Below are 14,512 nucleotides of genomic sequence, written 5' to 3'. Positions count from 1 at the left end.
TTATGATACTCCTCAAAGTATTCATTGTCAAGTAAATCGTTACCTTTTTCTTATCAATTTCTTTACCTTTTTTTAACATTTTTGATTACACTGTCACAAATCGATAAAATTCAAACCATTCTACCTATTTAATACCCCTCGCCATTGTTTTTACTACCATAATGTCTTTATTCCAGTTCCGAACTGGATTGTATCTACTTCTATCTCTCAGAGCTCTCTCACTCACACCCCATACCTAATCAATCGCACGTGACACATGACTTCTTTGCACTAACCAATAGCCCCCAATAACCACTACATAGAGTAGCGTATCCCATACAAATGCCGGTACACTTTTAATGAAGTTAATAACTTTCATCAACGCAATGACATTTTGTGATTCAAGCAAATTAACAACTACAGCACCTGCACCCGAAACTAATGGAATCCCTAAAAATACAGCCCCAATCACCACATAAATCCCTACATTTTTAGGTAATTTATTAAAAATAAGAGCCAGTAAACTCGCAAAAACACAAACTAACCAGTATGACCCCACTAATGACAACACTCTTAGCCAATCAGACCCATAGTTTTCAAACACTAATTTAAACGGCCCTACAATCATTTGCGTTACAAACTGACTGCTGATAACTGAAATCAACGCAAAAATCGCTGAACCAATAAGGCTAGATAATAAATATGCAATCGCATGTTGACGTCTTGTCATTCCTAATAAATTACTGAAACGGAAATACTTAACCGCCTCGGATATACCAAAACCAAATATTAAAAATACCCACCACGTTGAAATTTTCAATTCAATAATGCCATTATCTCCTCCCCCTAATAATCGTACAAATATAAACATTACAGCGAGAAATATTAATGTTGAGATGATACTAAGTTTAAATAATCGTTTTAATAAATAGTTAATTGATTGTAAAATCATATTGATTCCTCCTTATCGTACTCTGTTCAATTAGTTAGTTGTCGTATGGATAAAGTAGTCTTGCAATCCTAGTGGGTGCACTTCAACACCTACTGGCAATTCCGTTGGTAGCTCTCCTAGTACAGCAGCTGAAATCAATTGACCTAACTGGTCGATATTTACTACCGTTAAAGTTTTAAGCAATGGTTCAACTTGACTTGCTGTCCCAGTTAAGACATATCCTGCATTCAACACCTGTTCGATATTCGCTTGTTGCTTCACCATACCTCGGTCAATAATAATAATTTCTTCTAATAAATAAGCAATCTCTTCAATCATATGTGTTGAAATAACAAAAGTTCGTGGATTACGTTCATACGCCTCAATTAATTTCTTATTGAATAACATTCGGTGATGTGCATCAAGCCCTAACACAGGCTCATCTAAAAAGATATACTTCGACGGCATTGATAAAGCAATAATTAATTTAGCAATACTGCGATACCCTGTTGACAATGCCTTGAATCGTTTCTTAGGGTCTAATTCAAACTCTGCAAATAATGCTTGTGCAAATTCAACGTCAAAGTCTGGGTGAAATTTTTGAATAATCGACATCAATTGTGTAATACGCATACCGTTATCAAACCATGTTTCATCATTTGATAAATAGATTTCTTTACGAGCCTCTTCTGTTGAATAAATGGAATCGCCATTCAAGGTTACTTCTCCACTCGTCTTATTAATACGATGTGCAATAATATTCAACAATGTACTTTTTCCTGCTCCATTACGTCCAAGTAAACCATATATTTTTTCCGGTAAAAATTCGCAATCAACATCAATTAATGCAGCATGACGAAAATAATTTTTATTAATTTTTTCAATTTTTAAACTCATAGTTAATATCCTTTCTCGATTAATTCCACCAATGATTGGGCTGAAATCCCTAGTGTTTTTGCTTCTTTTATAAATGCAGGTAAATTCGAATCAATAAATTGTTGTTGCCGTTTTTTTCGCAACATCGCTTGTGCACCTTGCGTGACAAATGTTCCTAAGCCACGGCGTTTTTCTAATATGCCTTGGTCAACCAATAAATTCATTCCTTTCAGCACCGTAGCCGGATTAATTTGGTAGCTGATTGACACTTCCGTTGTTGAAGGAATTTGTTCCCCCTCTGGAAAACTACCACTTAAAATAGCTTGTTCAATCTGTTCAGCCACTTGTTGAAACAATGGTACATTTCCTTGAAAATCAAATTGCATCTTATCACCTCCATTTGTTGTGGTTACCCAACCTCACTGGTTAGTTACTTATGTAATTAACTATATAATTAATCAAGTGGTTTGTCAATGGATTTTTTATACTTTTAACAAAAAAGAAATTACTAGACTACATAGGTATTGACACCTTGAGCATACAATGAGATACTACACTTGTACTTCGCAATGAAAAACTTGCACTATATACATTCGCAGTGAAAAACCTGTATTTCGAGTGGTTATCTTTTTTGATAACTGCTCTTTTTTTGCAAAAAATAATATTGATGTTAATGGATTCACTAATAAAACATAAATAATTTTATTGCTATGCTAAACTCAATATATAATAGTGCTATCCAAATAGCTAATAACATTCATAAATCAACATTCTATTCTTTTTTCCTTTTATGTGTTCTTTATTTTAAATAACTCAAAAGTATTTATCGTCAATAACTTTTAGGTTATAATATTTTTTAGAAAGAGGTCTTAAATAATGAAAAATAGTGCAATTGGTAGTAGCTGGGAAAATGTGAGAGCAGAATTATTCAGCAAAGAAGAAATTTTAGAAAGTGATATGCGAGTGGCTATCATGAGTGAGCTAATTAAAACTAGAAATGAAAAGGGTATCAGTCAAAAGAAATTAGAGGAGCTTAGTGGTGTGAGCCAGCCCGTTATTGCTAGAATGGAAACAGGCAAGACAAGCCCACAACTTGATACAGTTCTAAAAATTTTGGCAAGTCTGGGTAAGACCTTAGCAGTTGTATCATTAGAGCATGAACAAGGATAAGAAAACAGCACTCGATAAAAAATAAACCAAAATTTATGGAGCTAGCAAAAAGTCAGAAATTCTAACAAATCAAAAGACAGAACTGTTGTTAAATCAACATCTTCAATTCCATTTGTTAAAATATTTGACCTTTTTGACTAGCTCCATATTTTTCTATGGTTTAATTAATCTAAAAATCTAGGTTTCATTCTCCAGTAGGCACTACTTAATTTTACCCTACCCAAGCCTTAAACTGTTCTTCATCAGCATAGACAAAGTGGCCTGGTGTTACTTCACGCTTGTCTACGACACCTGTCGGCTCTTGATGTTCATAAGGAATACGTTGACGAACACTTTCACTAATTGGGTCTGGTTGTGGTACAGCTGATAAAAGTGACTTCGTGTATGGGTGGATTGGATTACGATAGATTTCAGCTGCTGGCCCAATCTCTAATATTTTTCCAGCATACATTACTGCGATACGGTCACTAATATATTTCACCATTGATAAATCATGTGCAATAAATAGATACGTTAATTGACGCTCTTTTTGCAATTTCTTCAACAAGTTCACGACTTGTGCTTGAATGGATACATCTAATGCTGAAATTGGCTCATCAGCAATAATGAATTTCGGTTTGAGTGCTAAGGCACGAGCAATCCCAATCCGTTGACGTTGCCCACCTGAAAACTCATGTGCATAACGGTTCGCATGCTCTCTATTTAATCCTACCGCTTCCAATAAATCACCAATATGGTTACGACGTTCTACCTTATCCTTATATAAGCCATGAATGTCAAAACCCTCTTCAATAATTTCTCCAGCCGTCATACGTGGATTCAGTGATGCGTATGGGTCTTGAAAAATCATCTGCAAATGTGTCGCTAACTCTTTACGTTGTGCCGGTGTTTGATGACCACTAATCACTTGTCCGTCAAACACAATATCACCGTCTGTAATATCGTACAACCCAATAATCGAACGTCCAGTTGTTGATTTGCCACAACCGGATTCACCTACAAGCCCAAGCGTTTCGCCCTCATATACATCAAAAGTAATTCCGTCAACTGCTTTAATCGGGTGACTAGGCGAACCAAAGTATTGCTTAAAATTTTTGACTTCTAATAATTTTTTCTTAGTCATTGCCTGCCCCTCCTTGCTGTAAGTAACGATTGATACGATTTTGAATTACTTCTGGTACTGGAATTTGTGGTGCTCCTGGCGCCATTAACCATGATTTCACATAATGGTCATCATTCACCTTAAAGATTGGTGGCTCTTTTTCGTAATCAATCTTCATTGCATAACGATTGCGTGGTGCAAAAGCATCACCTACTGGTGGATTGATTAAATTCGGTGGTGCACCTGGGATTGTATACAACTCTTCCTCTTCATCATTTTCTAAGTCTGGCATAGACCCTAATAACCCCCAAGTATATGGGTGCTTTGGATTATAGAAAATTTCATTCACTGTTCCATATTCAACAATTTGTCCAGCATACATAACTGCCACTTTATTAGCAATATTCGCTACAACACCTAAGTCATGCGTGATGAAGATAATTGAATTATTGTTTTTTTGTTGAATTTCTTTCATTAATTCAAGAATTTGTGCTTGAATCGTTACGTCAAGTGCCGTTGTTGGCTCATCAGCAATCAATAATTGTGGTTCTGCAGCTAAAGCAATCGCAATTACCACTCTCTGACGCATACCGCCAGAAAATTCATGCGGATATTGTTCATAGCGACGCTCTGCAAATGGAATACCTACTTCTGCCAACAATTCAATCGCTCGTTGTTTAGCAGCCTCTTTTGATATACCTTTTTTATGACGTAAGATAACTTCAGCAATTTGCTTACCAACTTTCATAGTTGGATTCAATGCTGTCATCGGGTCTTGGAAAATCATTGCGATATTATTGCCTCGAATATCTTCCATTTGTTTTTCGCTTAATTTTAGTATATCTTGTCCTTGGAATAAGATTTGACCACTGTCATAGTGTCCCGGTGGTTGTGGAATTAAACGCATTAAGGCATTACAAGCAACCGATTTACCTGAACCAGACTCTCCTACAATCGCAAGTGTTTCACCCTCTGCTAATGAAAAATTCACGCCACGCACTGCTTGTACTTGACCAGCAAAGGTTTTAAAGCTAATACGCAAATCTTTTACTTCTAATAATGGTTGTGTCATCTGCTACCACCTCTACTTTCTCAATTTTGGATCAAGTGCGTCACGCAAACCGTCGCCGACTGCATTAAACGCAAAAATAGTAATCGAAATCAGTAAAGCTGGGAAAATCAAACGCCATGGGGCTGTCATAATCGCTTCATTACCCTCTGACGCCATAGTACCCCAACTTGCCATTGGTGGTGTGACACCTAAACCTAAGTAACTTAAAAATGATTCCGTAAAGATTGCTGACGGAATTGATAAAGTCATCGTCACAATTATCGCTCCCATTGCGTTTGGAATTAAATGCTTTAAAATTAAATGCCAAACATTAGCACCTAAGGTACGTGAGGCTAAGACATATTCTTGATTTTTAATTGATAAAACCTCACCACGAACGATTCGTGCCATTCGCACCCAACCGGTAATTGATAAAGCAATAATCATCGGTAATAGTCCTTTATCCAATACAACTAATAATAAAATGACAATTAATAAATAAGGAACGGCTGTTAAAATATCGGCAATACGCATCATCACATTATCGACACGTCCACCAACGACACCGGCAATACTTCCCCACAATACACCAATCACTAAATCAATCAAGGCAGCTGCCAATCCGATAAATAAGGAAATACGTGCACCTATCCAAACTCGGACAAAAATATCTCTACCTAAGTTATCTGTTCCAAACCAATTGGTAAAATTAGGAGCTGTATTATAGCTTTTCGTTTGCTCACTAAAACTAAATGGCGATACCATTGGAACAAAGACTGCCATTAAGGTAACGATTATTAACACAACTAAGCCGAAAATCGCTAATTTGTTACGACGAAATGTGTGCAACACCTCGCCCCAAAACGAAACCGTCTTATCGCTTAGCACATCGGTTTGGTCTTCTCGAATACCAACTATCTCAAACTCTGAAGCATCAATCATTGTTTCATCAATCATCTATTATTCATCTCCTTCCAATTTGATTCGTGGGTCAACGAGCACGTAAATAATATCGACAATTAATACTGCAAATAATAATAAAATTGCATAAAAGACCGTAGTCCCCATAATCATTGTATAGTCACGGTTATTAATACTCGTCACAAAGTGTTTTCCTAAACCTGGAATCGCAAAAATATTTTCAACAACGAAACTACCTGTAATGACACCAGCTGTTAAAGGCCCTAAATAAGTAACCACTGGCAATAAAGCATTTCGCAGTGAGTGCTTAAACACAATCGTCCATTTCGACAAGCCTTTTGCACGTGCTAGTTTTACATATTCGGACGTATTTTGTTCCAACATACTTGAACGCATCATTTTCGCCACATTTCCCATATAACCTAATGCAATCGCAAAAGACGGCATTATCGTATAGGCAAAACCTTTCCACCCACTAATTGGGAACCAGTTTAATTTCAAACCTAAAAAGTATTGCATTAGCCCTGCTAAAATAAATGACGGCACTGAAATTCCTAACACTGCGATAATAGTTGAAAGGTAATCTCCCAATTTATTATGATACATTGCTGAAATAACCCCTAATAAGACACCCATTCCAACTGCTAAAAACAGCGACTGAGCTCCTAAAGCTAATGAAATTGGGAATGATTTAAAAATCATATCATTCGTTGAGCGACCTTTGTATTTCATTGATTCACCAAAATCAAATTTTAAAATATTCAACAAATAGTCTTTATACTGCACATACCATGGATTATCCAATCCATAAGTTTCATTCAATTGCTTTTCAATCGCTGGTGGCATCGCACGCTCACTTGCAAATGGATTTCCCGGTGCAATTCGCATTAAGACAAATGTTAGCGTAATAATAAAAAATAAGGCAATCGCAATATACAGTAATCGTTTTAAGATGTACTTTTTCATTTGTTTTCCTCCTCGTAAAATTAAGTTATTCATAGCTAACTACAAATCAATATAAGGGCAAAGACTTTCCTATAAGCTCGAAAGCCATTAATCCAAATTATTTCTCGTACCCCACAGGAAAGTGTTTGCCCAAGTTAACACTCATATATAGTACTAACCAGCGAAATCGGAGTGGAATCAAAGCTGTTGCTTTGCCCCACCCCATTGCAATATGCTTATTCTATTTCGCTGTATCCAATCTTTTTAATTCAAGACACAATATTATTCGACAACAACTGATTTTAATGGTACATTTCCTAAACCGTCAGCTCCCATGTTTTTAACATTATCTTTTTTAACTGATAAGTTTGTGTAGTAGTAAATTGGAATAACTGGCATTTCGTCAATCATCACTGCCTCTGCTTGTTTTAGCAATTCAGTACGTTTAGCTGCATCAGTTTCTAACTCTGCATCTTTAAGTAATTTTGTAAATGCTTCATTGCTCCAACCAGTATCATTGTTACCATTCTCAGCTGTATCATACATACTCAAGAATGAAGACGCATCATTGTAATCAGCAATCCAACCTAGACGTCCAATTTGGTAATCTAATACATTTAATTTATCTAAGTATACTTGCCATTCTGAGTTATCAATATTCACGTTGATACCTAAGTTTTTAGCCCAACCCTCTTGAATGTATTGTGCAATCGCTGAGTGTGCTTCAGACGTATTAATTGAAATATTAACCGTTAACTCACTTGGGTCTTTCATGCCTAATTCTTCTAACCCTTTAGCTAAGTATTCTTTCGCTTTTTCGAAGTCAGCGTCAGCAAAGTAACCTCTGTCTTCTTCAAATCCTGCGATTGTTGCTGGCACATAACCTAAAGCTGGTTGTTGCTCACCTTTTGTAATGTTCGTTACTAACCCATTACGGTCAATTGCTAACGCTAATGCTTTACGAACATTGGCATTGCCTAACACTTCATCAGTTGTATTGATTTTGTACCAGTAAATCGCTGCAAAATCTGCTACATTTAAACGGCCGTCAGCTTTATATGAATCAATCGCATCTAAAGATACTGTTTGATATGGTGAACCTAAGTAATCAATATCGCCATTTTGGAACATCGCATTAGCTGTTGCCTCAGATTCCACCATTTGAACATTGACTGTTTCCAACGATACATTTTCAGCATCCCAGTAATTTGGATTTTTTGTTAACACATAGTCACTTGAGTGATTCCATTCAGACAATACAAATGGTCCGTTAACAACATAGCTGTCGCCTGCTTCCATTGCCCAATTTTCATCACTTTCAACTGTTGCTTTATGCACTGGCATGAATGTATAGTGTGCAATTAATTCCGGGAAATAAGCAACAGGTGCTGTTAATTTTACTTCTAATGTTTGGTCATCAATAGCTTTAATAGCTACTTCTTCCTCTTTCCCCTCACCAGTATTATAGGCTTGTGCTCCTTCGATGATGTATAAAAGACTCGCATATTCAGATGCTGTTTCTGGGTTTAGCACACGTTTCCAAGCATATTCGAAATCTCCTGCTGTAACCGGTTCGCCATTTGACCATTTAGATTCACGTAATTTGAATGTATAGACTAAGCTGTCTTCACTCATTTCCCATGATTCAGCAACACCTGGAACAGCTTTATTTTCTTTAATTGTTGTTAGACCTTCAAAAACATTTTTAATGATTGCACCTGATGAACTATCAGATGCCAAAGCTGGGTCGACAGTCGGTGGTTCAGACGTTGTCACTAAGTTTAAAACTTGTTCAGCTTGTGCTCCCACTGATACCGTAAAGAATGGACTAACAGTTGATAATGATAACAGAGCCGCTCCTATCATTGCCGCTTTTTTGAAAAATTTTCTCATTTGATTTGCCTCCAATTTATTTTAACGTTAAAAAATCACGCATATTATTAAAAATAAATGAAATTTCAACTTTTTATGTATCATACAGTTAATTTTCAAATAAATCAAGTGATTTTCTAATTTTTTTTTAATTTCAATCGAAGAAAATCGTTTTCAGAACTGAAAAACCTGTAAAATGAACATAGAAAACTCAAAAATTTTGCAAAAAAATAACCCTAGGCACAAGTGAAGATAACACATTTGTATCTCTACTTGATGCCTAGAGTTGCTATTATTTTCGATTTGCATAAATCTTTAACTCTCTGCTATAAATCTAACCCTGGAACAGCATTAAAATCCAATGGGGCAAATTCTTTCGCCAAAAAGAGTTGATGTGCTACAGCACCAATCATCGCCGCATTATCGCCACACAATGATAATGGTGGAATCAATACTTCAATATCTTTCAGACGCTCACTTAATGCTTGACGCAAACCACTATTGGCAGCCACACCCCCAGCTAAAATAAATTGTTTCACATCAGGATAGGCTTGAATTGCACGAACTGTCTTTTCAACTAACACTTCAATGACAGCCGTTTGAAAACTAGTCGCCAAATTTTCTGAGATAATCGTTTCACCCCGTTGATTAGCATTATGAACCAAATTCATCACCGCACTTTTCATACCACTAAAGCTAAAGTCAAAATTATCTTCATGCAGCATCGCACGTGGAATCGAGTAAGTATCTGTTCCCTTTTGTGCCATTTGGTCTAAGTATTTGCCTGCTGGATAAGGTAAATCTAATAAACGTCCGACTTTATCATAAGCCTCACCTACGGCATCATCTTGCGTTTCGCCAATCACTTCAAAATGAATATGGTCTTGCATATAGACCAATTCCGTATGTCCCCCACTGGCAATCAATGCTAAGAGTGGAAAATTCAATTTTGCTTGCAATTGGGTAGCATAAATATGTCCTGCTAAATGATTGACGGCAATCAATGGTTTTTGATGAACAAACGCTAAAGTTTTAGCAGCCGTAATACCGATGAGCAATGCACCTACTAATCCAGGACCTTGCGTCACAGCAATCGCATCAATGTCATCGATGGTAACATTTGCTTGTTGCAGTGCTAATTCATACACTTGGGTAATTTGTTCAACATGATGACGACTCGCCACTTCTGGTACAACGCCACCAAAACGCATATGACTTTTAATTTGTGACGCCACCACATTACTTAACAATTGTGTACCGTCTTTTATTACAGCAACACTGGTTTCATCACAACTTGACTCAAAAGCTAATATTAGCGATGTTTCACTCATTCTTTACCCTACTTTCTTTTGATAGATTAAAGCATCTTCAACTGGATTCTGATAATAATTTTTGCGTCTACCTAATAATTCAAAGCCACTAGTCTCATACAAACGAATCGCCGCCTCATTATGTGAACGCACTTCTAAAAAAAGATGCTTCACTTGCCGATACGCTAATTGCTCAATCACAAAGGCCACCAATGCACTCGCTAATCCTTGCTTGCGATAATCGGTGTGGATAAACACATGATTGATTGACACTTCGTCCAACACATGATGTAAACTAATATAACCAAGCACTACATCTTTATCCACTAAGCAATAGTATTCACTATGTTCATTCACAAAATCAGCTTCGCTCTGTTCTGCACTCCAACCAAATGTTTGGTTGAACGATACAATTTGTTCTTTTATCGGCGACATCATTTGTCTGCCTTTTATAGGGACGACTTTATATTCCACTGATTCACTTCCTTTACTACACAATTTGTTTATTACGCCAACTCATAATAAGGGCTGTTTCATGATTATTAAAATAATAATTTTCTCGCTGGTCAATAACGATAAAGCCTGCTTTTTGATAGAGTTGTTGGGCTAGCTGATTGCTTTGACGTACTTCTAGTATCACTTGTTCAATCTTTCGCTCCGATACAATGGCTAACCATTGTTGTACTAATCGTCGCCCTAACCCTTTGCCTTGAAAATCCGGCAGCACCATGACATGACTAATATGAGCTTGACGATGTCGCATACGTCCACTAATTAGAGCGATAATTTGTTGCTGATGCTCAACTACAATGTAGACGGCATACGGATTGTATAACCAATCATGGACAAAATCTTGTTGTTGCCATGCTAAGTATCCATTATAACAAGCTACTTCAAGTGATTCGAATGTTGGAATATCTTTACCTGTCGCAAATCGCATCATCATATCCTGTTCCAATGCGATAGCTGGCATCATAATTTCTTCCATTAAAAATGGGAGTTTATCTAAAGATTGCTGTTCCGTCGCAAACCAATTTCGCCATTTATTGAACTGTTGTTTGAACCATTTCATCATCATGCAACTGTTCCTTTTTCTCTGCCCATTCACGTTCAGCTAGCGTGACTTGTGTGTAATTTGGTGCTAATACATGTACATCCGCTACTGGCTCTTGGATTAATTCCAAGGCAACATCTGTCTTAGGATATGCCATTTGTACCACAATTTCTACTTGTGACAATTGTTCACGCAATATGTCAGCAAATGGTTCAATCGCCTCACCTACTAAATAAATCGTTTGATATTGCTCTAAAACGGAGTGATGTGTTACCACCCACTCTTGCCAATCTTGATGACAATCTGGTTCTACTGCGACTAATTTACCTTGGGCATAATGATAATATCCAATATAGGCAGACAAACGTCTGGCATCCATTAGGGGAATAATCGCAGCATCTACTTTCGGATTTGAAATACTCGCTGCCATTAACGCCAAACTAGAAACTTCATATAAAGGAAGTGATTTACTAATAGCCCACATTTTAGCTGCCGTTACACCAATACGCAAACCGGTATAAGAACCTGGCCCCATGCCTACGACCAATCCCTCAATAGAATCCAACGAAATTGAATGCTCCGATAATAATTGTTGAATACGTGGTATAAGCACTGTTCCATGCTGTAAATTTGTTTGTTCATTAAGACTTGCTAATACCGTTGTGTCATCTGCCACTGCCACACTAAGCCAACTAGATGATGTATCCATTGCTACTAAACGCATGCTATCACTCCTATTCTGCTGCAAACTACTGCCATAATGTCCACTTTATCTGTACTCAATAAGTTTCTCTTTTAAAAGCGTAATTTGCCACATTATGTTTACCAATTTAAATAATTTCTCTATCACTTTTTTCCGTTTTCTATCTTACCATACTCACTATGGCTTTTCACTTGTTTTTGATTTGACGTATCGCTCGCATGACACCCAATTCGTCATATTTTACCATAGCTACAACAAAAAAGCTGTACTTATTTCACAGAATAAATACAGCTTACATTAACCATTAAGGTGTGACAGTTGGTGTCGCCATACGCTCGACTACTTGCCCCTTAATCGCATCAACTAACATTGAGCCCGTTTGTCCGTCTGAACGTTGATACACAATATTCCAAACCGGTAGGTAAATATTTATCTCGTCCCATTCTTTATATTTCGTATAACTCAATGTGATATGAATAATAGTCGAATTAGAAGGTAGATTCGTTTGGATTCTGGCATCGAGTACATCAACTGCGTCTCGTGCCGTAATCAAGCGGCGCGGTTTCGTTTCATCTAGTGCTACAAAATCCGATTGATACGTTTGCGTATATGAGATAATATTATAGTTTTCATCTAATTGGATTCGAATCTCCGCCGACCCGTCTACAATTGGAATATTATCAATGGCTGTCATCCAAAAAATAATCGTTCGAGTTGACGGCAAATACCAATATTGTGTATATTGCTCACCTTTGATGAACAAATTTGGATCACCTAAAAAATTTTCATGAATCCATTGTGCCACTTCAGCCGGTAAGGTTGTCATTTGCGCATTGATACGCCCCCCTAAATCCAGTGGTTGTGGAAATATAGCAGTCAAAATGCCATTATCATTTACAGTGATATCTAATGCTTCTTCTGGCAATTCTTGCACATGTGTTCGTAAATATTGCGAATCTTCGGTCTTAACCAATACCCCTTCGACCACTGTTTCATCTAATGGCGAATTCAAAACAATGCCACGTGCAGATAAACGCTGTTCTAAACTCGATTGTTGATAATCACTTTGTCGTACTACTGTTTCTTGAATTTCTTGATAAATACGAATACCTAAATAAACATCAAAGATTAAGAAAAATAGAATGAGCATCATTTGAATACGTTTAAAATCCATTTTGCTCCTCCTGTTCCGCTATCGCTTGACGATTTTCCACATTTGATTCACGTTCGACTTTTATTGCTCCTTCTTTTAATTGATTTAATGAATAATATACATTATTTTTCTCAAAAAACCATTTTGGGACAAAATTCACCTTTTGAAAATTCGCCATATCATGTTGCCATTCATACCCAATGACAACATTACTGAAATCTGAAACATCAAAACCTGCCACATTTAATTCATAAAGCAAGCTACTCGCATCTAATAATTCCATATCACGACTTTGATCTTGGATATGAGCTTCTAAAAAAAGCATCGACATTGTCAAACGTGTAATAGAAGACGTTAAATTATTATTACGAAAAGATACGCGACTGCTCGCATACGGTGTTGTGTTATTCGGTGAAAAAACAGGATATCCTAATAGATACCGCTGAAATACAGCTGTTGAATGATTCGATTGTGAATTATAACGTAAGCCTTGTGTCCAATATTCAAATTGACGCACTTGTGCATAGCTCTGTTCGATTTGCTGCGTTAAATTTTTTGCTTCATTTTGTGAATTATTTTTATAGTTAATCGCTAATATTTGAACAAGCGGATTTAATTGGATTTCGATATTGGCATTTCGATAGGTAATACTATTATTATCTGAATCTTCACTCACCACTACTGAACGCCATGTTCGATTATTTCCAAAAAGTGAGGTAACGACACTATTTTCCGGCACAATATTCAATGTATAGACTTGCGTTGGAATGGTGACTTTTTGCGTCGGTAAATATACATGATTCCCAGTCGATAAGCTGTACCGTTCAGCTTTCACCCATTGTTCACGAGCATTTTCAGCTTCTTTTAAAAAGTTGCTTCCTGTCGTGCCACTCGGAAACTTCGCTTCCATATACTGATGCGTCATTGCATTCACAAGATAAATTTTTCCTGATGAATTGGTTGGAATAATAATCCGATTAAATGTAAAATCCTCTTCGTCCGTTTCATCTTTAATAAAATTATCTAACAAATGAAATGGTAAGACGGTTGTAAACTCTAATTCAACTCGTTTTTGTGTCATTAATTTCAAGTATTCATCTTCATCCGGTATTTTCACATCACCTGACAAAGTTGCACGACGTTGACTCAATAAAGTAGTGATACTTTTTAATGTTGTCTCGTGGTTTAACAAATATGCTTGATTATCTTGAGAAATAATAACATTCGTTGGATACAAAACTTCTTGCAATCGTTGATTCGCCGTTTGATAGTAATTCGACACAGCTGTTTCATTATCATTTTGGATATTCACCTGTGCTGTTTCTTGACCCGGTCTTAAAATAGACCAAATGGTAATATTGCCAAAGATGAGTAAATAACTTAAAAATAAACTAATAGCTATAACAATCGTTAAAATAACATTACTAAAAGATAATTTTTTCATC

Annotated in this window: 15 protein-coding genes; 1 reads left to right on the top strand and 14 read right to left on the bottom strand. The window is 36.6% G+C overall.

The annotated features are described in order from the left end of the window. Positions 1–235 precede the first annotated feature (235 nt). From JDW14_00965 to JDW14_00955, 3 genes are read right to left on the bottom strand one after another with little or no spacing between them, the layout of a single operon-like run. Positions 236–931 carry a hypothetical protein gene (locus JDW14_00965; GenBank protein ID QQD65731.1) on the bottom strand — a complete coding sequence of 232 codons (696 nt, stop codon included), beginning with the start codon at positions 929–931 and terminating at the stop codon, positions 236–238. Between the two features lie 30 nt (positions 932–961). Then, positions 962–1,807, bottom strand: coding sequence for an ABC transporter ATP-binding protein (locus JDW14_00960; protein ID QQD65730.1), 846 nt, complete (start codon positions 1,805–1,807; stop codon positions 962–964). A 2-nt stretch (positions 1,808–1,809) separates the two neighbouring features. Further along, positions 1,810–2,172, bottom strand: a complete 363-nt coding sequence (locus JDW14_00955; protein ID QQD65729.1) for a GntR family transcriptional regulator — start codon at positions 2,170–2,172, stop codon at positions 1,810–1,812. A gap of 490 nt (positions 2,173–2,662) precedes the next feature. On the opposite strand from JDW14_00955, the gene JDW14_00950 reads away from it, so the two are divergent. Then, the gene (locus tag JDW14_00950; protein QQD65728.1) at positions 2,663–2,956 is read left to right on the top strand and encodes a helix-turn-helix domain-containing protein; all 294 of its coding nucleotides are present in this window, start codon (positions 2,663–2,665) and stop codon (positions 2,954–2,956) included. Between the two features lie 211 nt (positions 2,957–3,167). Here JDW14_00950 and JDW14_00945 read toward each other — a convergent pair whose 3' ends face one another. From JDW14_00945 to JDW14_00895, 11 genes are all read right to left on the bottom strand, one after another. Continuing rightward, complete coding sequence (locus JDW14_00945; protein ID QQD65727.1) at positions 3,168–4,079, bottom strand: ABC transporter ATP-binding protein; 912 nt, start codon at positions 4,077–4,079, stop codon at positions 3,168–3,170. Next, positions 4,072–5,130 carry an ABC transporter ATP-binding protein gene (locus JDW14_00940; protein QQD65726.1) on the bottom strand — a complete coding sequence of 353 codons (1,059 nt, stop codon included), beginning with the start codon at positions 5,128–5,130 and terminating at the stop codon, positions 4,072–4,074. The genes JDW14_00945 and JDW14_00940 overlap by 8 nt, the downstream gene beginning before the upstream one ends. Positions 5,131–5,142: 12 nt before the next feature. Continuing rightward, a complete protein-coding gene (locus JDW14_00935) occupies positions 5,143–6,051 on the bottom strand; it encodes an ABC transporter permease (GenBank protein QQD66463.1) in 909 nt (302 codons plus the stop codon). 18 nt (positions 6,052–6,069) lie between these two features. Beyond that, positions 6,070–6,996: an ABC transporter permease gene (locus tag JDW14_00930; GenBank protein QQD65725.1), complete on the bottom strand. Its 927-nt coding sequence runs from the start codon at positions 6,994–6,996 to the stop codon at positions 6,070–6,072. Between the two features lie 261 nt (positions 6,997–7,257). Beyond that, on the bottom strand, positions 7,258–8,868 hold the full coding sequence (locus tag JDW14_00925) for a peptide ABC transporter substrate-binding protein (GenBank protein ID QQD65724.1): 1,611 nt from the start codon (positions 8,866–8,868) through the stop codon (positions 7,258–7,260). A gap of 305 nt (positions 8,869–9,173) precedes the next feature. Further along, a complete protein-coding gene (gene tsaD, locus JDW14_00920) occupies positions 9,174–10,178 on the bottom strand; it encodes a tRNA (adenosine(37)-N6)-threonylcarbamoyltransferase complex transferase subunit TsaD (protein QQD65723.1) in 1,005 nt (334 codons plus the stop codon). A 3-nt stretch (positions 10,179–10,181) separates the two neighbouring features. Next, the gene (gene rimI, locus JDW14_00915) at positions 10,182–10,631 is read right to left on the bottom strand and encodes a ribosomal protein S18-alanine N-acetyltransferase (GenBank protein ID QQD65722.1); all 450 of its coding nucleotides are present in this window, start codon (positions 10,629–10,631) and stop codon (positions 10,182–10,184) included. A 16-nt stretch (positions 10,632–10,647) separates the two neighbouring features. Beyond that, positions 10,648–11,235, bottom strand: coding sequence for a ribosomal protein S18-alanine N-acetyltransferase (rimI, locus tag JDW14_00910; GenBank protein ID QQD65721.1), 588 nt, complete (start codon positions 11,233–11,235; stop codon positions 10,648–10,650). Beyond that, the gene (tsaB, locus tag JDW14_00905; protein QQD65720.1) at positions 11,201–11,935 is read right to left on the bottom strand and encodes a tRNA (adenosine(37)-N6)-threonylcarbamoyltransferase complex dimerization subunit type 1 TsaB; all 735 of its coding nucleotides are present in this window, start codon (positions 11,933–11,935) and stop codon (positions 11,201–11,203) included. The genes rimI (JDW14_00910) and tsaB overlap by 35 nt, the downstream gene beginning before the upstream one ends. Before the next feature lie 283 nt (positions 11,936–12,218). Next, entirely contained in the window at positions 12,219–13,088 is an 870-nt protein-coding gene (locus tag JDW14_00900) for a two-component system regulatory protein YycI (protein ID QQD65719.1), read from the bottom strand. Beyond that, the gene (locus tag JDW14_00895) at positions 13,078–14,511 is read right to left on the bottom strand and encodes a hypothetical protein (protein ID QQD65718.1); all 1,434 of its coding nucleotides are present in this window, start codon (positions 14,509–14,511) and stop codon (positions 13,078–13,080) included. The genes JDW14_00900 and JDW14_00895 overlap by 11 nt, the downstream gene beginning before the upstream one ends. Between the last annotated feature and the right edge of the window lies 1 nt (position 14,512).

It is taken from the genome of Aerococcaceae bacterium zg-252, assembly GCA_016237705.1.
GTDB lineage: Bacteria > Bacillota > Bacilli > Lactobacillales > Aerococcaceae > Globicatella > Globicatella yangjingiae.
This window is presented reverse-complemented; position numbering and strand designations above follow the sequence as displayed.

Excerpts from the sequence above, each read along its gene's own strand:
- JDW14_00955 (QQD65729.1), bottom strand. The coding sequence starts at position 2,172 with ATGCAATTTGATTTTCAAGGAAATGTACCATTGTTTCAACAAGTGGCT.
- rimI (QQD65721.1), bottom strand. The coding sequence starts at position 11,235 with ATGATGATGAAATGGTTCAAACAACAGTTCAATAAATGGCGAAATTGG.
- tsaD (QQD65723.1), bottom strand. The coding sequence starts at position 10,178 with ATGAGTGAAACATCGCTAATATTAGCTTTTGAGTCAAGTTGTGATGAA.
- JDW14_00965 (QQD65731.1), bottom strand. The coding sequence starts at position 931 with ATGATTTTACAATCAATTAACTATTTATTAAAACGATTATTTAAACTT.
- JDW14_00950 (QQD65728.1), top strand. The coding sequence starts at position 2,663 with ATGAAAAATAGTGCAATTGGTAGTAGCTGGGAAAATGTGAGAGCAGAA.
- JDW14_00935 (QQD66463.1), bottom strand. The coding sequence starts at position 6,051 with ATGATTGATGCTTCAGAGTTTGAGATAGTTGGTATTCGAGAAGACCAA.
- JDW14_00960 (QQD65730.1), bottom strand. The coding sequence starts at position 1,807 with ATGAGTTTAAAAATTGAAAAAATTAATAAAAATTATTTTCGTCATGCT.
- tsaB (QQD65720.1), bottom strand. The coding sequence starts at position 11,935 with ATGCGTTTAGTAGCAATGGATACATCATCTAGTTGGCTTAGTGTGGCA.
- JDW14_00895 (QQD65718.1), bottom strand. The coding sequence starts at position 14,511 with ATGAAAAAATTATCTTTTAGTAATGTTATTTTAACGATTGTTATAGCT.
- JDW14_00900 (QQD65719.1), bottom strand. The coding sequence starts at position 13,088 with ATGGATTTTAAACGTATTCAAATGATGCTCATTCTATTTTTCTTAATC.
- JDW14_00925 (QQD65724.1), bottom strand. The coding sequence starts at position 8,868 with ATGAGAAAATTTTTCAAAAAAGCGGCAATGATAGGAGCGGCTCTGTTA.
- JDW14_00930 (QQD65725.1), bottom strand. The coding sequence starts at position 6,996 with ATGAAAAAGTACATCTTAAAACGATTACTGTATATTGCGATTGCCTTA.
- JDW14_00940 (QQD65726.1), bottom strand. The coding sequence starts at position 5,130 with ATGACACAACCATTATTAGAAGTAAAAGATTTGCGTATTAGCTTTAAA.
- JDW14_00945 (QQD65727.1), bottom strand. The coding sequence starts at position 4,079 with ATGACTAAGAAAAAATTATTAGAAGTCAAAAATTTTAAGCAATACTTT.